Below are 21,635 nucleotides of genomic sequence, written 5' to 3'. Positions count from 1 at the left end.
CTCTTAACCTTTAAGAGAAGGGGAGGTGGCTGCGCGGTGGAGATACGGCGTTCCGCCGTCGAAAGGGAACTGTGTCCCCCTTGCCCTTGTGGGGATTCCGCAGTGCAGAGGGGATGGCGTCCTCCGCCGCCCCAAAGGACGGTGGGGAGGACGCCGGGTGTAATCATGGAATTGATAGTATTGGAATGATTCTATTTAAATGAACTGGTTATATATATACTTTTTAATTGAATGTGAACATAAAGTCGGGGTGAACGCAAACCCAAGAGTGGACGCAAAGCTAAACACAAGCACAAACTTAGAAGTAAGTACAAGACCGAAAGAAAAGAAAACCTACCTTTCCTCTCTCACCCAGCTCTGCCTACTCCCCACTGTCCTTCGGGGCGGCGGAGGCCGCCATCTCTACCGCACTTCGGAATCCCCACAGGGGCAAGGGGGACGCAGTCCCCTTTCGACGGCGGAACGCCGTATCTCCATCGCGCAGCCTCCTCCCCTTCTCTTAAAGGTTAAAAGAAGGGGCCGGGGGATGAGATTTTGAGAACCCCTTGCGAAATATCCACCTGTTTCTGCGGAATGAAGAATGTAGCATGCTTTGCTATAGAGAAGTTTGTCTTCCCGTGTGCCTTCATCATCTTCTCCGCATAGCCCGGCACCACCTTGTCCGCACGGATCAGGTCGAAGAAACGGTGTCCCTCCAAAGCCAGCTCGATGCGGCGCTCGTTCCAGATGATCTCGCGGAGCTTCTCTTTACCGGTTTCCGTAATCTCGGGCAGCCCCACTGTCATATCCGCCGGATGTACTGTTCTGCGGGCACGTGCGCGCACCATCTCCAGTTTATCGAGGGCTTCCCGGGTTTCACCCAATTCGTTGCAGGCTTCGGCATACATCAGCAGCACATCGGCATAACGCAGAAAGATCAGGTGGCAATTCTGTTTGGCAAACGAATTCTCGTTCCAGTAACCGGTAGGCCAGATGGTCTTTTTGTTGGCACGGGGCGGCACTTCTTTCTTGAAATGGATCTCGCCCTTTCCCTCCAGTGTCTCTCCATCGTAGAAGATGGTTGCCGTACGTCGCGGATCTCCTGTTTCATAGGCTTGGTCGAGGGCTTCGGAAGGAGAGAACATCCCCCAGCCCATCACGCCGCGAATGCCCTGCCACTTCACATACTCCGATTCGAGGTTGCGTTCGGTCGATTCGCCCCAGAGGTACTGGTCGGCGAGCATCACTTCGTCCGAATAGTAAGAGTTAGGATTGAACAGGTCGCGATAATCCGGGTGCAGGCTGTACTCGCCGCGGGCAATCACCTGACCGGTGTATTTCTTCACGTTGGCATAGTCCCCGCGGAAGAGATATACTTTAGCCAGCAGTCCTTCGGCCGTTCCCTTGGTGGCACGTCCCGACTCTTTCGCACCCCACTCCTGACGGGTAGGCAGATGCTCGGCGGCATAGGTAAGGTCTTCGATGATCTGTTGATAGACGGCATCTTCGGTTGCCCGGGGCTGGTTGTATTCGCCGGGCTGCAACACCTTCGTCACCAAAGGCACCCCGCCGAAAGCACGTACGAGATTGAAGTAGAAGAATCCCCGGAAAAAACGGGCCTGAGCAACGCACTTCACCCGGAGTTCTTCGTTCTTCACCGCGCCCAGATTGTCCAGAGCCACATTGCACGAAGCGATAGCTTTATAATTGCCTTCCCACCAGCCGTTGATCTCGGCGGTAGAGGCATCGTAAGTAAAATCGTTAAACAGGTTCAGCCGTGCCACACTGCCGTCGGCCAGCTCACTGCCCGTATCGGAGTTGTCGCCGGGCAGCTCGGTGATGGCAAACCATGAGAACCCGATGATGTCCCACGCCCGGAGTTGGGTATAGATGGCGTTAATACTCATCAACGCGCCTTCTTCTTCGCCGAAGAAGACGTCCTCGGTCAGTTTCCCCTGCGAATCCACATCGAGGAAATCGGCACAGGAAGAAAAGGTCAGTGCCGAAGCCAGTAATATTGAATATATCTTTTTCATTGTAATGGTTTTGGGTTCACCACAGATTACACAGATTTTCACCGATTAATAATTATTTCATTGGTAATAAGATTAAAGTATCCGTGTTAATCGGTGTAATCTGTGGTGAATCGTATTCATGTCTATATCATTTAATATTAGAAAGTAACGTTCAGCCCGAAGCGGCAGGTAGCTGTCACGGGATAGATCTGGCGGTCGATTCCGCCCAGTACTTCGGGTGTGAAGCCGTTATAGCCGGTAAAGTAGGCCAGGTTGTTGCCGGAGAAGTATACTCTCAGGTTCTGCACGGATACCTTCTGCATCCATGACTTCGGGAAGGTATATCCCAACTCGACTGTTTGCAGCTTCACGTACGAACCGCTCTCTACGTAGCGGCTCGACACCTGATAGTTGTTGCCTTCCAAGGTCATTCGCGGTGTCATGGTATTCGGATTTTCGGGTGTCCAGCGGTCGAGGAAGGAGCGGTCCCAGTTGTCCGAACCGGAGAAACGTTCCACCTGCTTGGCATTGAATATCTTGTTTCCGAAGTTGCCTTGGAAGTCGATAGAGAGGTCGAATCCTTTCCAGGAAGTACTGATGCCCAGACCGCCGATGAACTTGGGAGTGGGACTGCCCAGATCCTTGCGGTCGTTGGCCGTGATGTATCCGTCACCGTCTACATCTTCGTATATCAGGTCGCCGGGACCTACGTTGTTCTGATACTGTTGTCCGGCATTTCCGGTGGCAGCGGCGGCACGCTCGTTGTAGTCTTTGATCTGTGCCTCGTTCTGGAAAATGCCGATCACGTTGTAGCCATAGAAATATTTAATCGGCTTTCCCTCTTCGGTCATCTGTACGGATTTTCCGGCGCCGATGTCACCGCTGGCGATGCGTTTGCCGCCCAGGCTGATGACTTCGTTTTTGATGGTCGTTCCTGTCAGACGGATACCATACCGGAAGTCTTTCAGCGAATCTTCCCATTTCACGGTAAAGTCCACACCACTGTTGCGCACCGCCCCCACGTTTGTTTCTACCGGGGTGAGGCCTACGGAAGCCGGTACATCCACCGTCACCAGCATGTCTTTCGTGTCCCTGCGATAATAGTCCAGTTCAAGTGAAAAGCGGTTGTTCAGCAGTCCGAGGTCGAAGCCGAGGTCCATCTGCTCCGAACGTTCCCAATGGACGCTCCGGTTGGAGAGTGACGTGATGGTTCCGCCGGGATAGAACACGCCGCCAAACACGGCATCATAGGACGGAGAGATATTGGCGAGCGCCCGGTATTTGTCGTTACCTATCTTATCATTACCGATCTGTCCCCAGCTTCCTCTGAGCTTCAGGTTGCTCAGCCACTGCACGCGGTCTTTCAGGAACGCTTCTTCGGAGACTCTCCATCCGGCAGCTACTGAGGGGAAGTAGCCCCAACGGTTGTCAGGACCGAACTTGGATGAACCGTCGGCACGGACCGAGACAGTCAGCAGATAGCGGTCCATCAACGCATAGTTGGCACGGAAGAGATAAGACATCATTGTTTCGTGGTATCCGTTGTTGGCCACCGACTTGGAGCCGGCCGAAGCCTGGTCGAGATACCAGTAGTTTTCGTTATCGGAGAAGAAGTCGCGTCCGGTGCCTTCCAGCAATTCGTAAACACGCTTCTGCGCCGTGATACCTCCCAAGAGGTTGAGCCGGTTCTTATCATTGATCTTCCAGTCATAAGTCAGCAGGTTCTCCCACAACCAGGTGAAGTCGCGGTCCCAGGTTTTGGAGAGGCTGTTGGTTTCGTTCTTCTGTGTTTCCGAAACGTAGTATTTCGGCACGAAGTTGCGGCGGCGTCCGTTGATGTAGTCGATGCCGAGGCTGGTTTTAAAGTCAAGCCCGTTCAGGATATTCCAGTTCAGGAAGGCGCTGCCCACGATACGTTCTTTCCAGTCGTCATTGTTTGTATAATGGAGTGTGGCGACGGGATTGGCAGAAGAGGCGCTTTCGGAATCCATAAAACTCCCGTCTTCATTGTAGGGACGCTTCACGGGACTGATGGTATAGGCAGCTTTCACCACCGCGCTGTTTTCGTTCTTCTTATGGCTGAAAGAGGCCGACAGATTGTGCCCGAGGGTCAGCCGTTTGCTGATCTTGTAGCTATTGTTGGCACGCAGAGTGAAGCGGTTGTAGGTGTTTCCGGTGATGATGCCGTCCTGCTGGTAATATCCAGCGCTGAGGTTGTAGCGCACCTTTTCCGACCCGCCGCTGACGCTGAGCTGATAGTCGCGTACGGAAGCCACACGGAAGATTTCGTCGAACCAGTTGGTTCCTTTGCCCAGTGAAGCAGGGTCGTCAAACTTGGGTTTTCCGCCCGTGTTGACCAGTGCTTCGTTCAGCAGCGTAGCATATTCGGTGGCATTGGCCATCTCGAAGCTGCTGTTGTTGAACTGGAATCCTTCGCTGGCCGTAAAGTTCACCACCGCTTTTCCTTCCGTCCCCTGCTTGGTGGTAACGATGATTACACCGTTGGCACCGCGCGAACCGTACATGGCGGTTGCCGAAGCGTCTTTCAGCACCTCCATCGACTCGATGTCGTGTGTGCTCAGGAAAGAGATGTCATCCATAAACATTCCGTCCACCACATAAAGGGGGTTGCTGTTATTCGTTGTACCGATACCGCGGATACGCACTTCGGGCGAGCTTCCGGGAGCACCGTTGGCTGAGATATAGACACCGGAGACACGTCCCTGAAGGGCATTCGCCACATTGGGAGTGGCTACTTTCGTAAGGTCTTTGCTCTTCACCGTGCCTACCGAACCGGTCAGATCGGATTTGCGTTGCACGCCGTAACCGACTACAACTACTTCGTCCAACAGCTGATTGTCCTCTTCAAGAGAGATATTCAGCTTTGAAGAGGCGGTTACCTTGACCTCCTGTGCTTTCATGCCGATGTAACTGAAAACAAGAGTGGCGCCCGACGGGATACCTGAAATAGAATAGTTGCCGTCAAAGTCCGTGATAGTTCCGGACGATTGCCCTTTCAGTAGGATACTGGCGCCAATGATAGGCTCTCCTGTTTTCTTCTCGGTGACAACACCCGAGATGGTCAGGCTGCCTTGCGCAAAAGAAAGCGTAGAAAGCAGCAACATCATACATAGGGTAAACAGATTTTTTTTCATCGTTTTGGTACTGATTTAAAATTCTGCTGCAAACTTAGAAGGTAAATTGATGTAAGTCAAAAAAAGGGGTACTACAAGAGTACCATGAAGAAAAAAACGGGATTTCCGGAGTACTGCATCCCTACTACAAAGTGATATAATTAATTAATATTCAATAAAATAAAAAGAGGTTTCAGGAAAGGAAATGAAACGGTTGGGAGGGGTCGAGGCTATTCAGTTTAGAATTCACCACAGAGTACACAGAGGACGCAGAGTTTTTATTTAGACAGAAGAACCAGAGGGCATATTATTCTGATCTGTTCTTTATCTGTTCTTATATCTGAAAACAGATAGAGCGCAGCTGATTAATCTCTGTGTCCTCTGTGTCCTCTGTGGTGAATCATATTTATTTCTATATCCGCTATGAAGTATTTACGCTATAGACTTTAATAGAAGAGAGAATCTTTCCGCTTACTATATTCTAAGATAAAAATAATAGACTTGTCTGGTTTAGGAACGGATTCTTTCCGGATGAAAGAGACGGGTAGTGAAAGAGAGGAAAGCAGCTCTTCATTTTGTATCAATTTAAGAGCAAATTTTTCCCTTATAGAATGTTATAACTAATTACCAATAGTCATTTGGAGTCGTTTTACCCCTTAAAAATCATCGCCTAGGCGATGATTTTTCATCGCTTAAGCGATGTTTCGCCACCGCTTAAGTGACGATATATAGGCATCTAAATGACATTTTTGCAATTTTCCTGTTTTGTACAAAAAAGAAACCGCTACAAGTAGCGGTTTCCTAAATAATAATGTAAATATGAATGAATTGATTTTAAGTCTTTTTTAAGTCTGGATTTTATTGTGACGGAGATTAAAGTTAGGTTTATCTTATAATTCTACAAAGATAAAACAATAAATTGAAAATGCAATCTTATTTTCTATATTATTCATGCGAATCAGTAATTGATAGCCAATTAACGTACTGGGAATATCTATAGAAGGAAAGAGTTGGATAGTCGCTTGATTCACCACAGAGTTGCACAGAGCCTCACCGAATTTTTATCTTTAGTTTATAGGATATTTGAAAGAAAAAGCTTTTCTATAAGACTCCGTGCCCTCTGCGGTAAACTCTTATTCACAGTTTCATTTCCTCAGCAAGAATCTTGCCTTTTTCACATCCCGGCTGTTTCCGCCGATCATTATATCGAAGTCGCCCGGTTCGCAAACAAATTGCAAATCATAATTATAGAACTTCAACAATTCCGGTGTGATGCTGAAACTGACTTTGCGGGACTCTCCGGCTTTAAGGAAAATCTTCTCGAAACCTTTCAGCTCCTTCACCGGACGGGTGACACTGCCCACCAGGTCACGGATGTAGAGCTGAACCACCTCTGCACCGTCGCGACTGCCGGTATTGGTGACGGTAACGGTTGCCGTCAGTTCTCCGTCGGCACTCATCTCTGTGCTGCTCAGGTGGATATCGCTGTAAGCAAACGTTGTGTAGGACAATCCGTAACCGAACGGATAGAGCGGCTCGTTGCTCACATCGAGGTAATTGCTGCGGAACTTCTCGAACCAACGTCCTTCCTGCAACGGGCGGCCGGTATTCTTATGATTGTAGAACAATGGGATTTGCCCCACATTTTGCGGGAAAGTAGCGGTCAGCTTTCCACTGGGATTGACATCACCGAAAAGGACATCACCGATGGCATAAGCGGCTTCACTCCCTCCGAACCATACGTTCAGGATGGCAGGCACGTGTTCCTCCTCCCAAGTAAGCACCAGCGGGCGGCCGGTGAAGAGTACGAGCACAACGGGTTTTCCTGTTTTGAGCAATTCCTGCAACAGCGCTTTCTGCACGTCCGGCATTTCCAGATTGGTACGGGAGCTGCTCTCTCCACTCATCTCGGATGATTCGCCCAGCGCGGCGACAATGACATCGGCTTTGGCAGCCACTTTCAGTGCCTCGTCCAGGAGCTCGCGATCCGTACGGTTATCTCTGTGCAGTTCGCGTCCGAACATCGTGGCGCGCTTTTCATATTCGGCATCGCCTATCAGATTACTTCCTTTGGCGGTTACCACCTCCGCACGGTTACCGACTACTTCTTTGAGCCCTTCGACCAGCGAAGGAGCATTATCCAGTACGGCAGCCACGCTCCAGGTGCCCGGCATGTTGGAACGGGTATCGGCAAGCGGACCGACTACGGCAATGGTACCCTTCTTGCTGAGTGGCAACACACCTTCGTTTTTCAGCAGTACAAAGCTCTCCGAAGCCGTCTTACGGGCAACGGCACGATGTTCCTTGGTGAAAATCTGTTTCTTGGGACGGCTTACGTCACAATACTTATAAGGATCGTCAAACAGTCCCAACTTATACTTTGCTTCCAGAATGCGGCGGCAGGCAGCGTCGATGGCAGCTGCCGATACTTTGCCTTCTTCCACCGATTTCTTCAGTGTACCGCTGAAGGCGTCGCTCACCATATCCATATCGACCCCGGCATTCAGAGCAAGGGCGGCAACTGTCTGCTGGTCACCCATACCGTGATCGATCATCTCGTTGATACCGGTATAGTCCGTCACCACGAATCCGCCGAAACCCCACTGCTTGCGCAGCACATCGGTCATCAGCCATTTGCTGCCGGTGGCGGGCACACCGTCCACTTCGTTGAACGAGGCCATCACGCTTCCGACACCTGCCTCGACCGCGGCTTGGTAGGGCAGCATGTATTCATTAAACATACGCTGGCGGCTCATGTCTACCGTATTATAATCACGTCCCGCCTCAGATGCGCCATAAAGGGCAAAGTGCTTCACACAAGCCATTATCTCGTCATTACGGCTCATGTCCTTTCCCTGATACCCGCGTATCATGGCACGGGCGATGGCAGCACCGAGGAACGGGTCTTCGCCGTTCCCCTCGGACACACGTCCCCAGCGCGGGTCACGGCTGACGTCCACCATCGGACTGAATGTCCACGAGATACCGTCGGCACTGGCCTCGATGGCGGCTATACGGGCGGACTCCTCGATGGCTTTCATATCCCAAGTGCACGACAAGCCGAGAGGAATAGGGAAAATGGTTTCGTATCCGTGTATCACGTCCATACCGAACAACAGGGGAATACCGAGACGGCTCTCCTCCACCGCCTGCCGCTGGACCTCACGGATGCGTTCTACCCCTTTCAGGTTGAACAGTCCCCCTACTTCTCCGTTACGGATGCGTTTGGCCACATCACTGCTTTTTGCCTGTCCGGTAGTGATCTCTCCGGTCACGGGCAGGTTGAGCTGGCCGATCTTCTCCTCCAGCGTCATCTTTTTCATTAACTGGTCGATAAAGCGGTCCATATCCCGGGGAGCCTTTTGCGCCTGTACCCCGGCGGCCACTATGACCAAAGAAGCGGCGAACGCCTGCATTCTTCGTACAAAATGTTTCATGGTCTTTACAGTTTTAGTATCTATTTATGAATGTTCCGACTTTGCAGGTACAAATAAAGCGAATCTCCGGCAAATGCCTTCCATTTATCCATACGGCAAGAATACTACAAACCCGAAAAAACAAAAAAAGAAGTACTGCATTAGTACTTCTTTTCATATCAATCATTTAATTTCCAACTACTTGAAGGAGATCATAAAATCCGTCAGGCTGCTCTCCGGAGGAAGCCCCAACTTCTTGCGCAGACGATAGCGGGCAGCGTCGACACCCCTTACGGAAATGTTCATCAGCTTCGCAATCTCCTTCGTCGGCAGGTTGAGCCGGAGCAGCGCGCACAGGCGCAAATCGCCGGAAGTCAGGTCAGGGAACTTTTCTTTCAGGTTCCGGAAGAAATTCTCGTGTATCCGGTCGAAGTTGGACTGGAACATATTCCAGCTCTCTTCGTCGGAGACAATATTCTGATTGATCATCGAAAGCAGCTTATCCAGGTTCTTGCGGGTATATTGCCCGGAGAGTTTCTGCTGCTGCAACTCCTCTTTCAGCGAGCTCAGGAACTCCTGATGCGCGATGTTGGTCATCACCACGCCCGAAAGCTCTTTGCTCTTGAAGCGGAGGTCGGCCTCGAGTTGCTCCTTCTCCAGTGCCATGATCTTCTTTTCCTGCTGCTCTATCTCTGCTTTATGGTGCGCGCGCTGACGGTCGATGACGGCATCTTTCTTCTTCTTGGTATAGACGTAGACCCCATAAAGGAGCCCCAACAGAAATGCCAGCCCGGAGAGAGCGTAAACGGCAATGGCTACGTACGAAAGATACCAGGGACGCAGGATACGGAAAGGCAGTTCGACAGCAGCAACCACCCCGCCGTCATCGTACACCTCGGCACGGAAGCGATAAGAACCGAATGGCAGCCGGGTAAAGTCTTTCTGCAAATCGGGAAGTCCCTCGATCCACTTGCCGGACAACCCCTCGAGGCGGTAACGCACATGAAACGCAAAATCATTGTAAACGGGATAGGCAAGAGAGATGCCTACATTGTTGAAAGCGGGGGCTATCTCATCATCTCCCGAAACCGGAAGTTGCAGCCGCTCGCCCGTCTGCTCGTTGAATGCCGAAAAGCCGGAGATCCATAAAGACGGTTGCTCACGGGACTTGTACAGCCCGGTGCTGTCGGCAGCGATACGGGCAAAGGAGTTATTGAGGCAGAGGTAAGAGCAATCATTCCGCTTGTCGTATACCATCCGGGCCAGCCCCTCGATGGGAAGGTTGCCAAACATGGAGAAGGGTATTCTCCGCTCCACCTTAAAGTCGTTCACGGTACATCTCACCAGACAGGCCTCGCGGTCGCTGAGAAACCAGTACAGATCGCCTTTCATGGCGGTGACGGTGTGGATATCCCGGAGTGCGGCCAACTGTTCGTTCATCGCTTTGTAGGGAATAATGGAATCCGCCATGTCGTCATAAGTGTAGAAGTTCCGCCCGTCCGAGAAGGCGACACGTCCGTTTACCTTGAAAAGGTAACAATGCCCGCCCGGATTCCCCGACAGAGAGTCGTACTGCTTCAGGTCCGTCACCTGCTTCAACGCTTCATCGAGACGCACCCGGTAAAGCCCCTTGCGCATGTGCTGCACCCAGATGTTGCCGTGAGGATCCACTTCGATGTTCTTTGCCATGTGGCTGAAGTTGCGCACCGAATTGGAGAAGTACCACTCACCGGCAGCATTCTTCTTATAAATATTCAGATAAGTGTAGGTACCTTGTATCAGGAGCTCTTCCCCACCGATCTGCGCCTGCCGCATACACATAGCTCCCCGTACGTCGGAAAGAAGCCGGGCCTGCATGCCTTTAATCTGGAAAGTACCTTTATTGTGTCCGCAAAGCACCTGATCGCCCCATTCGCCGATGGTCCATGCCTGCTCTTCGAGTCCCGGAACCAGTTCCAGGAGGTTATCTTCAAGCCGGTACAACCCTTGGTTGGAAGCGATATAGGCATCCTTTTCGCGTACCAGCACGTCATACACCATTCCGACCTTGCGACGCACCGGCTCGAAATGATAAATCAGAGAATTGTTGCGCACGTAGGCAATGCCGTTGTCGAGGGCTGTCCAGATATTATTGTCTATATCGCAATACAGCCCCAGGACAGTGTTATTCTCCAACTGGTTGTCAGCGTTCTCTTTCCAGAGCAGGCGTCCTTCTTTACTGAAGGCATACAGCCCGTTGGAGATGGTTCCTATCACGTAGCAAGAGTCTTTCGTCATCACTGCCCGATTGACGGTATGGCGTTTCAACTCCTCATCACAATCTGTATGCCAGGGACGAATGCCGGAGGAGGTATAAAGATATCCACCGCTGTTACGGGTCAGCAACAACATTCCACCGGGATAGGGCAAACCTGCCAGTACGTCGCTGTTGCCCAACTCCTGTCGGTAGATCAACGGAGTAAACCTATCACCCGTAAAGACACAAACACCTGCATTGATCAGTTGGGAATAAACCGTATCCCCTACCCGGAACAGATTCAGGGGCAGTTCATGGCAGCGGACTCCTTTCGTCGTCGTGCCATCGTATATGAAGTATGAACCGAATGACTGAAAGACGATGTTCCCTCCCTGCTCCACGATAGTCCATATCTCGTCATTGTGAAAATTGAACCCTTTCACCTGATCTTTCAGGGAATGATATTCCAGTAAGTTCAGGTCGTTCTCTTCAAAATAACCGAACTCCTCGAACGATCCGACGTAGATACGCCCGTCGGAAGCCACGTAAACGGCACGCACAATGCCCGACGCCGGCAAAGGAAACAGCTTCCACCGGCTTCCGTCATACCGAAGCAGTCCGCTGTTGTTGCCAAAGTACATGACGCCCCGCCCGTCCTGCGCAACGGCCCAGTTTTCGTTACCGGCATTATAGTCGAGGACAGAATAATTGCGGACAATAGGTGAAAAAGGGACAGGGTTGCCCCAGCAAGGAAGAGAAAGAGTACAAACAAAAACAAGGAACAATAACAGATTCTTCATCAGTCAGTCGTCTTTAGAAAAATTCTTTGTGCGGAAAAAGCAGAGCTATCTTATCGGACGTTGATAGTTTGTTTTCACCACAGAGGACACAGAGTAACACAAAGTGAATTTTAAGTCATTGATTATCGATGTTGATAATCCGTGAAAGTCAGTGTAATCTGTGGTGAAAAGACTTTTGACACAGCCCCATTTATTATTTCTTTACCGGAGCACTCAAAGTTTCTTTGTATTTGACCGGATCGGCCAATATCTTGAGAGCGGCTTGCAGCCCATCGTCATCCTTCAATTGCTGGATGATCCCTCCACGTGTATAGTAGTAACGCTTGATGATCTCATCGGCAATCATCGACTTGATGTCTTTTGAGAAGTAATCGAGATCGCGGTCCAGATTATGAGTCAGTTTCTTCTCCAGTGCCTTGATCTCCTCCGATGCTTCATCCAGATACCCTTCGAACTTGGCAGCCTCTTTCAGCGTCTTCATGATCTTCTCACTCTGCTGGTCATACTTGAAGTCGGCTTTCTTCACCATTGCCTTGAAGTCGTTATAGTCGGCATCGGTCACCTTGAACTCCTGCGGAGAAGGGATGGACGGATGCTTCAGGCAGTACTGCGTTGCATAATCGAAGATCAGGTTATCGCGCACCAGATAGAAGAGGATATTAGGCAACTTTTCCTGTTTCACTTCGATATCCGGCATCACACCTCCACCATCGCGAACTTCACGTCCGGCTGCCGTATGGAATACGGTAGTCAGGCTGTCGGGGATGATACCTACACTGCCGTCCTCATTGCGGTGTTTATAGTCGATGGCCTGTACGCAACGTCCGCTGGGGATATAATACTTAGAAGTCGTGAGTTTCATCACACCTCCGTAAGGCAACGGACGGGTGGTCTGCACCAATCCCTTTCCAAACGTACGGCTTCCCACAATCACGGCGCGGTCGAAATCCTGGAAAGCTCCCGAAAGGATTTCGGACGCGGAAGCAGTGCCTCCGTTTACCAATACGGTAATAGGAATATCGAGATCCAGCGGTTCACGCAATGTCTTATACGTATTGCTGGCCTGTTTGGTCTTTCCCTTGGTAGTCACGATCACTTTGCCGCGGGGCAAAAAGAAATTAGCAATCTCTACCGCTTCTTCCAGACGTCCGCCACCGTTTCCGCGCAGGTCAATCACCAACGAGGTGATGCCCTCTTTCTTCAGTCTCAGGAATGTCTTCTTAAAATCTTTGGAAGGAGTACCGGAGAAGGTGCTCAGATTGATATAACCTACATTTTTATTAAAGATGGTATCGTAAGGAATCATCGGAGTCTGGATGGTTTGACGTACAATATTAAACTCCAACGGCCGGGTGCCACCCTTTTCGTCCGGACGCTCTACCTTCAGCTTAAAGCTCGTACCTACTGCACCCCGGAGCATCTGGCTCACCTCTTGGTTGTTTTTTCCCGCCAGATCTTTTCCGTCTATCTCCATCAGGATATCGCCTGCCTTCAGTCCGATTTTAGCAGCAGGGGTTCCTTCAAAAGGCTCGGCTATCATCGAACGTTTCAGTTTCTGGTTGTACGTGATCAAAGATCCGATACCTCCGAACGAAGCATTCAACATCTGTTGCAGTTCAGCCTGGTCGTCCTCCGGATAATATTCCGTATACGGATCGAGTGACGAGAGCATATAGTCGATCCCCTCACGAACCGTCTTATTCGGATCGAGCGTATCTACGTAAAACATATCGAGTTCTTTGACGATAGAATTAAAGGTATCCAGATTCTTAGCAATCTGGAAATTGCGGTCGTCACCGCTCTTGAAACTAAAGAATGCTACGCCAACCAATGCGGCTGCCAACAGGACACCATTTCGTCTATTCAGAAACTTTTTCATACACTTTTCGTTAAAATGAGACGTAAAAGTAACTCATTGCCTGCTTACTCTGACAGAACTTCGTTAATATTTAACTTTATTTCATCCCAACGCTCGCAAGGAATCGTGGTTCCAACTATCTGTATAACATTTCCGGAGAGAATTGAACCAATCTTTGCACATTTCTCTAAAGAATAGCCGCAAGTCAGCCCGTACAGAAATCCGGCAGCGAAATAATCACCTGCTCCCGTCGTATCGATCACTCTCTCTACAGGAATGGCCTCTACTTTGATCTCCTCCGTACCCTTACGGATGTAAGAACCATTTCCACCTACCTTTACAATGGCGATACTGCATTTCTTACTGATCAGTTCAAGGGCTTCCTTCGGGTCTTCTTTACCCGTAAACGCCTTTGCCTCTTCTTCATTGGCGAAAACAATATCTACATACTTATTTATTAATAAAGAGAAGAACTCAAGATCGCCTGCCACAATATTATAACTTGCCATATCGAGGCAAACCTGCAAACCGGCTTCCTTTGCCAACTCAATGGCATGAAGAATCATATCGTGATCCTGTACCAGATATCCCTCTATAAGCAGATAAGCATAACCTTTGAACATATCCAGTGTCAGATCTTCGGCTCTCAGCGTAGAAGCAGCACCGAGATAAGTACCAAAAGTACGTTCTCCGTCCGGAGAAATAAAAGTAGAAGCGACTCCCGACGGCAGATCAGACGTTAATAATTTATCTTCGATACCATTTTTTTGCAGATTCTCCCGAAAAAAGTTTCCGTAAGCGTCATTTCCGACTTTTCCGATGAAACCGGTTCCGGCACCCAGACAGGCGAGTCCAAGTATGGAATTTGCCGCTGCTCCACCAGTCGCCAAGTGGGTTTTCATCTGACTGAATTGTTCGTTAATCTGCTGTAACTTAGCATCATCAATAAGTTGCATGCTTCCCTTGGGTAATCCCATTTCATCAAGGAGTGTATCATCTTTCAGGGTTGCAAGTACGTCTACCAGGGCGTTGCCCAATCCAATTATTTTATCCATTTCACTAATTTTTTTTGCAAAGATATTGCATATTTCAAAATATCCTATTACTTTTGCATCGCAATTGAGAAAAACAAATCATTCTTCCTTAGCTCAGTCGGTTAGAGCATCTGACTGTTAATCAGAGGGTCCTTGGTTCAAGTCCAAGAGGAAGAGCAAAGTTCAAATTCTCAGTTGCTAAATTCTTCCTTAGCTCAGTCGGTTAGAGCATCTGACTGTTAATCAGAGGGTCCTTGGTTCAAGTCCAAGAGGAAGAGCAAACAAAGGTTCGTCATTACGGCGGACCTTTTTTGTTTTTACATTGTGAGAATACGGCATGTACTGATAGAGAAAGAGGATGTTGCCTCTGCTGTACAACACCCTCTTTCCTGCTGAAAAAAAAGAACCTACTCAAACCTTATCTCTGAAACACCTATTGATTTTCCTTTCTGAGGTTCTATAAGAATACGAACGGATTCCACTTCAACACTGCCTGAAGGATGTACTACGTTGAACCGATCGGTGCCCACCTGATATGAGTCCGTCACATAGAGTTCAAGGGGATTCCATCCGGCATCCGACTTATACTCTACCGACCAACCGGACGGAATGGCTATTTTTTCCTGATCGTCCAGCCAATACATGGAAAGGGAGTTCAGCAGAAAGGGTTCTCTGAAGTCTACCTGCACCCATTGTCTGCCCGAGCCGTCGGACATCCACCTTTCAGTCAGCTTGTCTGCGGAAGAATCGGATACTTTTCCGTCGCAAAGCGCACGTGTGGAAATATTCTTTCCGGCAGCCAGGGAGGATACGTTCACCGCTTTGATATTACGGAGATAAGCCATGGCTTGCTGGCCGATGCTGGCGGTGGAGGCCTCATCGTTCAACCAAACCAGCATCGTACGGTTGTCTCCCCGGTTGCACCAGGCGTAGTAAGGAACCATCGTGATCTCACGGGTGGTGATGCCTTCCACTTTTTTCTCCATACCCGGCAGGGTGATACTTTCCAATCCTTGCAGCACACCGGAGGATATATTGGCCACCTTTGCCTGTGATTCGTTAACATCGCCCAGATAGAGGCGTTGGACGGGGCCGGCATTATCCACTTCTTCGGCACAGTAGACTAATGGGCCGCGGGTTACGGCGGTCTTACCTATATTCTCACTGACTTCGGGGATGCAATCTACAAAACGCACCGGCATGGGGATGTTGAGTTCGACCACGTCACCCGGCTCCCAGTTACGCTTGACAACGGCAAATCCTTTCTCCATCCTGAAATCTGTTTTCTGTCCATTAACGCTCAGTTCAATTTCCGTGTGCCCCGGTTGTTTATAGGGATAAAGTCCCCCCGGAACAAATTCTCCGGAGCGTGCCCACGTAGGGATACGCATACAAACCGAGAATTTACTTGCCTTTTCGGGCTGCACCGTCACGCGCACTTTTCCATCGAACGGATAGGCAGAGGACTGCTCCAGTTTCACACGGGTTTCTTCTAGGGGAATTTCCGTTTGGCTGCCGCCATACAAGGTCAGGTAAACCCTGTCTTTGCTATAGGCGTACATATAGCCCGGCACTTGCAGGATCAGACGTGAAATATTGGGAGGACAGCAGGCACACCCGAACCACTTGGCACGTCCGCCATTCCCATGATTAAAGCGTCTCACTCCGTCTGCCTCAAGAGGATTGACATAGAAAAAACGGTCGCCATGCAGGTTGATGCCCGCCAACGAGTTGTTAAAGAGTGAAAGCTCGGCTATATCGAGGAATTTAGCGTCTCCGCTGTCCAGGTACATACCATAATTGAAGAACACGTTGGCTACCGCCGCGCAGGTTTCATTATAGGCTGTCAGATTGGGGAGTTCATAAGGAGCCCCGAAGCCTTCCATCCCCTCTATGGCCCCAAGGCCGCCGGTGATATGCATACGGGTAGTGACCAGATTCGTCCAAATAGAATTGAGCGCACGGGTATAGTCATTCAGTCCGGTCAGGGCATCGACCTGTGCCATGGCTGTGTATAGATATGCCGCACGAACGGCGTGCCCAACAGCTTCGGTCTGCTCTTTCACCGGCGCATGCTGCTGTGCGTAAGTCGGCGCCATTACTCCCTCACCTTCCGGACGGTAAGTGACTCCTCTGATCTCAAGGAACTTCTTTGCCATGTTGAGGTACAACGTATCATTTGTCACCCGGTATAGCTTGCAGAGTGCCAGCTCGATCTCTTCGTGCCCCGGAGCCTGATTGACCGGTTTGCCGCCATTATAATTGGGATCACCTCCTTCAAAGAACACCTTATTCACATGCTTGGCACTCTTTATGGCGACATTCAGCAGTTTATCCTTACCCGTAGCCTGATAATAGGCTACCGCTGCTTCGTACAGATGCCCCACATTATAAAGCTCATGGCTATGAACAACCCACGAGTAGGGTTTCTCTCCCATCTCTCGGGGATCGGGATTACCACAAATATGCGAAATATATAAATATCCGTCCTCTTTCTGTGAAGCAGCAATCAGGTCGGTCACTTCATCCATAAACTCTTCCAGCTCCTTGTCCGGGCGAATCATCAATGAATAAGCCACTCCTTCCATCACTTTATAAAGATCGGAGCTTATAAAGCGGTGAGTCTCGGGAAGGGCTGTGGAGTCTCCTGCCAGAAAGGCGGCGCAACGCCGGAAACGCTCTACCGCCGGTGCGCTCTGCTCAACGGAGAAAGGTACCGTTACGTTGATTTCCGTCTGCATCCTTTCTTTCCAGAACCCATCGGTCAAAGTCACCTGATTAAAGGGAACGGGTGTTATTGTCTGCTGTCCCTCTTCCGAACAGGCTGTCGTAAGGAGAAGCAGAAATAGCCCTGTTAGTACATGTTTCATTCTAATTTGTTTTTAAAAGTTTCACTTGGGTATGTTTGTCCGTAACGGGCACCTCTATATAATAAGGATGATGTGTATTACCCGCCTCAATGTGGAATGTCGTTATCATTTTGTGATCGGTCATGACAGTATATTTACCTTCCGGCATTCCTTCGGTCCGGATGGTGGTGTTGTGACGTTTGCCGGAACGGTTTTCGATGAAGAAGCTCAGTTCTTCGGCTGCCCCTTTGAGGGTGACGGGATGATCTTTCCGGAATCCGTCCTGCATCAATTCGATGGAGAAACGGACAGGAGTCATGATACGTATCTGCCGGCGTACTCCGTCAAGGGGAGTGATACTCACGGTTCCGTTCTTATCCGTCCGGACATTCGCTCCGTAGCCGATCAGCCCGAAGTTGGGATCATCCACCAGATAGACTCCCGAACCGTGGATGCCTCCGGTAAGCCCGTGGTCTATTTCACCATCAAACCGCCAGGGAGAACGCCCCACTTTGATATAGTTCATGTAAGTGCGTGAGTTCTGGTAGGGTGAGAAGGCCCAGCCGACAGCACCATCGTTCCGCTCTCCCTTATACCAATAGCCAAAGCCGGTCTCCTTCGTACCGGTGTTCATCAGTGCCCATGAAGCCAGTAAAGAGTTATATCCGTAATTGATGTATCTGTCCGGCCGGTCGGAGAACCGATAGGCATAATCGAGCAATGCCACACCTCCCATTTGGGTCATATAGTCGAGGTTTACGTATTGTCCGCTCCACGCTGTGCCCAGATTGGCATATCCCGGCTCAAACAATCCGCGCAGCGCAAGGTTCCCATCCAGCTGGTTCTGCATGAAACGGTCGATCATCGCAGTATCGAACGAAGTATACGAATACCACTTCTTGAGGTTCTTGTCGTACCAGAACTGCTCTTCCGGCTCGATAGGATTCAACTTCGCATACTCTGCCACGTAATAGGAAGACTCAAAGGCTGTACGGTCGACAAACATCTCGGAGCCAAAGGGCCAGGGATCTTCGTAAACCATATAAGTTACTTTTTTCTCCCATTCACGACGCAGCTTGGCCGCATCCTTCTCTCTCCCTTTCTGCTCAAGGGCACGGATGATGTCGAGCAGATAGCGCTCGTGAAAGTTGCCTTGTTTATAAGCCCAGTCCGTCCAGCCATGAAATGTCCATTGCTTGCCCATCAAAATGTTATAGGGCACTTCAAAATAGGCCATTGCCGTCCGGTAGGCGCGTTCCAGATAACCATCGGCATCAAGGTAGGAAACCATCTCGGGATTATCCTCCGCTATCCGGTAAAGGTTATAATAAATGGCAAAGTGAGTGGTATAGTCGAAGGTCCGCCACATGCGTCCCTTGCCCGAACCGCCATCTTCGTATCCACCATATTTCCCGCTACGGTTCTGATGCCAGTTTTCGCTGCCGTAAATGCCGTACGGATAAGGATATTCCCGGTCTGTGCGTTGCAACTTGCCCCATACGAAGTTTTCTTCGTAGTATTCCAGAGAGGCGATTTCTTCCCGGTCGGGATAGATGACATTCTTTTCACTCACATAGACCGGCTTGCTGTTGGACGGGTCGTCCGAACCACCCACCATGAACTCTTCCCGCAAGTCTCCCAGGTGGTCGGGCGAAAGCAACTCGGCTTTCTCCATATCCCAAAGGCTATAAAGCCCATTGTACCACTTGGAAGGGTCGCGATGCTGCTGCCGTCCGACAATGAAACGTGCCCGCTTTTTAATCAGGGTCTCCAGGGGTTCCGTCACAAAGAAGTCGAGGAAACAGACCTGATCTTCTCCGTAACGTACCGTTATCAGGTTCTCTCCCAAACGGGAGAAACGAAACTTATACAGATATGTATCTCCTGCCTTCTGTCCAAGGCTGGTGATCTGCATCTCCGCAGGATATTCCGCCGTCAATCCGGTAACGGGCAGCTTGGACCGCAAAGCGCAACAGACCTCCATCTCCGGAGTAACGACCATGCCGGGGGCAACCTTTACAATCACCCCTTGCTTATCATAAATTTTCGTCTGTATCTCCTCGTGATTTCCGGCAAGCGTGAAGTTGAAACCGGTAACGTAGTGTCCGTAAGGCTGTACAGTCTTTGAGGTAGACGGCAATCTCCAGGTATCATCTGTACGGTCCACAGCATGGGTGGAATGCAGATAATATTTGCCGTCCGCTGTGGCATATTCAATCGAAGTTCCCTTCTGCATGGTCATCAGCAGGATGTCACCCTGCCCTGTCAGCGGAGTCCAGTAGAAAAAAGAAGCATTCCCGTTCAGAGAGAAGTGCCGGTTCAGATTCTGATGTGCCTGGATAGATTCGTCCAAAGCACCGACAGGCAAAGAGAACCACAGGTCCGTCACCGTCGCCGGATGGTGGCTGCGGTTGAAAAACTCAATCTCCCAGTCCACCTCTTCACCCTTGATGGTGAAAGTCTGATAGAGGCGCACATCCGAAGGAAGCTGCCAGAATATCTGTATCTTATCGGAGGTGGCGGATAGAATCTGTGGGGAAATATCGGCCAGAGAGACTGCATAGCTTTTCCCCCTGACTTCGTAAGCCAGATTCAAATCGCCCAGATACTTCCCGTGGTCTATATAGTTGCGGACATTGTCCGCCCCCTGAAAGACGAGCGAGCTTACTCCCCTTTCGTCCGGACTGACTTTCATTTGGGGAGTTATACCCCGGAGAGAAGAAATATTCAGACAGAGAAAGAGTAAGGATGAAATATAATACTTAAGTTTCATAGGCACCATTCTTTAATTAATAAAGTAATCTACAGTAGTTGAGCATTGCTGTGCCTCATCCGTCACAGGAGGGCTGTGTGGCACTTTTTATCCGCAGGTACTTCGTCCGGGTATACGGCAGTACTTCGTCCGAGTATACGGTGGTACTTCGTCCGGGGCCCTGGTGGATAAACGCTGCCATGCAGATACTCAACCACTGTTTTACATTCGGCAGAGAAGCATCACGGCTGCACTGAAATTTTCACACTGCTAAGTGCTCTCTTATGACTGTAGTCATCCAGCGAGTTACTCCGCTCTTCACTATAATCGATCCCCTTATAGTCTTTGTCACCCACATTGGTGGCAACGGCCGTAATGGTAAAATCGCCGGCTCCGGTGTAAATGTACTTATAAGTTTTCTGAATTCCTCCGGTAGTGTATACAGAACCCAGCGAAACACCCGTGTTCCAAGGTTCGTACTCGTCGGTCCCCATCTCTATGAAAGAGAGATAGACATCGCCCTGGAAACCCTTATACTTCGTATAGTCGGCTTCGTGAACCGGAAGTCCGGTAGCAGGATCGAGTTCACATTCATACGATTCCAATACTCCATCCCCATCCAGATCGTACTTATAAGGCGAATCGTCGGCTGCCGCAAAGGTGGAACGGCCGTTGACGTACATGTCCACCTGGCGGAGAATGATCTTTTCACCATGATCCAGGAAGGGTTGCAGGTACGTATCCCGATTGTACATATCGCCCAGTTTATAAAATCCTTCGGTAGGACGGCGTGAAAGCGGATCGTTGGTCTGGAATGCGCCGTACGAACGCTCATCCTGCATCGTATAGTACTTGTATCCGGCACTATATCCGCCAAAGTCCTCCAACTGCTCGGTGTGCAGGCCGAAGTAAGCAGCCACCCACGCATCATTAGAATACTTACGAATCGCACGGTCGGCATCACACGCCACAAAGCGGCTTTCGATAATCGTATTACCCGGCTGGTTGGCCAGTCCGCCAAAGATGTGGATATCCGGTTTCATCCGTATGCCCGAAGGGATACGCCGGTCGGTCACCGTAAACTTCAGCTGATTGGTCCCTATGTAGCTCATCTCCATCAAAGCCTCCGGAAAGTCCCCTTTCTTGTAGGGGACCAACTGGATATTGTCAATGGCACCGAAGAACTCAAAATCCTTCTTCACCTCTTCGATGGACTGATAGTCTTTAAAGTATTTATAAAACAGGGTCTTTTCCCCATTTTTGGCATAAGAAACCCGGTAACACTCTTCATAGAAGCTGTCCCAATCGTGCTCCATAATGGCTTTAACGCGCGAACGTTCGAACTTCTTGCCTTCATCACCTGTAAAAAGCGTCAGGTACTGGGCATCGGTATTGATGGTCACCGTCACCTCTTCGCCTACTTTCGGATTCTGGGGTGATACGGAGATGCTGACAGACGGTGTCTCTACGTCTGCACCAAATTTCTCGCAGGAAACCAGCGAAGTGGCTGCCACAGCAAGCAGCCCTATAATCAGTTTATTTGTTTTCATATCCATTCGTAT

At 50.0% G+C, this 21,635-nt stretch carries 10 protein-coding genes and 2 tRNA genes; 3 read left to right on the top strand and 9 right to left on the bottom strand.

All coding sequences use genetic code 11. The annotated features are described in order from the left end of the window. Positions 1-506 precede the first annotated feature (506 nt). The 6 genes from ISX59_RS18580 to ISX59_RS18555 all read right to left on the bottom strand — a co-directional run bounded on the left by ISX59_RS18580 (position 507) and on the right by ISX59_RS18555 (position 14,493). Complete coding sequence (locus ISX59_RS18580) at positions 507-2,057, bottom strand: RagB/SusD family nutrient uptake outer membrane protein (RefSeq protein WP_350338590.1); 1,551 nt, start codon at positions 2,055-2,057, stop codon at positions 507-509. A gap of 95 nt (positions 2,058-2,152) precedes the next feature. Then, positions 2,153-5,149 carry a TonB-dependent receptor gene (locus tag ISX59_RS18575; RefSeq protein ID WP_220576143.1) on the bottom strand — a complete coding sequence of 999 codons (2,997 nt, stop codon included), beginning with the start codon at positions 5,147-5,149 and terminating at the stop codon, positions 2,153-2,155. Positions 5,150-6,273: 1,124 nt separating this feature from the next. Continuing rightward, the gene (gene bglX, locus ISX59_RS18570; protein ID WP_220576142.1) at positions 6,274-8,565 is read right to left on the bottom strand and encodes a beta-glucosidase BglX; all 2,292 of its coding nucleotides are present in this window, start codon (positions 8,563-8,565) and stop codon (positions 6,274-6,276) included. Between the two features lie 177 nt (positions 8,566-8,742). Beyond that, complete coding sequence (locus tag ISX59_RS18565; protein WP_220576141.1) at positions 8,743-11,580, bottom strand: hypothetical protein; 2,838 nt, start codon at positions 11,578-11,580, stop codon at positions 8,743-8,745. A gap of 193 nt (positions 11,581-11,773) precedes the next feature. Further along, positions 11,774-13,459, bottom strand: a complete 1,686-nt coding sequence (locus ISX59_RS18560; RefSeq protein WP_220576140.1) for a S41 family peptidase — start codon at positions 13,457-13,459, stop codon at positions 11,774-11,776. A gap of 44 nt (positions 13,460-13,503) precedes the next feature. Then, positions 13,504-14,493 carry an adenosine kinase gene (locus tag ISX59_RS18555; protein ID WP_005781950.1) on the bottom strand — a complete coding sequence of 330 codons (990 nt, stop codon included), beginning with the start codon at positions 14,491-14,493 and terminating at the stop codon, positions 13,504-13,506. Between the two features lie 82 nt (positions 14,494-14,575). On the opposite strand from ISX59_RS18555, the gene ISX59_RS18550 reads away from it, so the two are divergent. Next, positions 14,576-14,649, top strand: a tRNA-Asn gene (locus tag ISX59_RS18550). A 27-nt stretch (positions 14,650-14,676) separates the two neighbouring features. Next, positions 14,677-14,750, top strand: a tRNA-Asn gene (locus tag ISX59_RS18545). A gap of 129 nt (positions 14,751-14,879) precedes the next feature. Here ISX59_RS18545 and ISX59_RS18540 read toward each other — a convergent pair. Continuing rightward, positions 14,880-17,342: a glycoside hydrolase family 127 protein gene (locus tag ISX59_RS18540; RefSeq protein ID WP_032539159.1), complete on the bottom strand. Its 2,463-nt coding sequence runs from the start codon at positions 17,340-17,342 to the stop codon at positions 14,880-14,882. Position 17,343: 1 nt separating this feature from the next. After that, positions 17,344-20,094, bottom strand: a complete 2,751-nt coding sequence (locus tag ISX59_RS18535) for a DUF5695 domain-containing protein (RefSeq protein WP_022011253.1) — start codon at positions 20,092-20,094, stop codon at positions 17,344-17,346. A 77-nt stretch (positions 20,095-20,171) separates the two neighbouring features. On the opposite strand from ISX59_RS18535, the gene ISX59_RS18530 reads away from it, so the two are divergent. Further along, positions 20,172-20,330, top strand: coding sequence for a hypothetical protein (locus tag ISX59_RS18530; protein ID WP_175413936.1), 159 nt, complete (start codon positions 20,172-20,174; stop codon positions 20,328-20,330). Here the strand turns inward: ISX59_RS18530 and ISX59_RS18525 are convergent. Continuing rightward, a complete protein-coding gene (locus ISX59_RS18525) occupies positions 20,316-21,623 on the bottom strand; it encodes a hypothetical protein (protein ID WP_005811639.1) in 1,308 nt (435 codons plus the stop codon). The two genes, ISX59_RS18530 and ISX59_RS18525, sit on opposite strands and share 15 nt — an antisense overlap. Positions 21,624-21,635 lie beyond the last annotated feature (12 nt).

This window comes from Bacteroides sp. FSHCM14E1 (assembly GCF_019633785.1).
Classification (GTDB): Bacteria; Bacteroidota; Bacteroidia; order Bacteroidales; family Bacteroidaceae; genus Bacteroides; species Bacteroides hominis.
The sequence above is the reverse complement of the archived record's forward strand: the minus strand, read 5'-3'. Positions and strand labels throughout refer to the sequence as shown.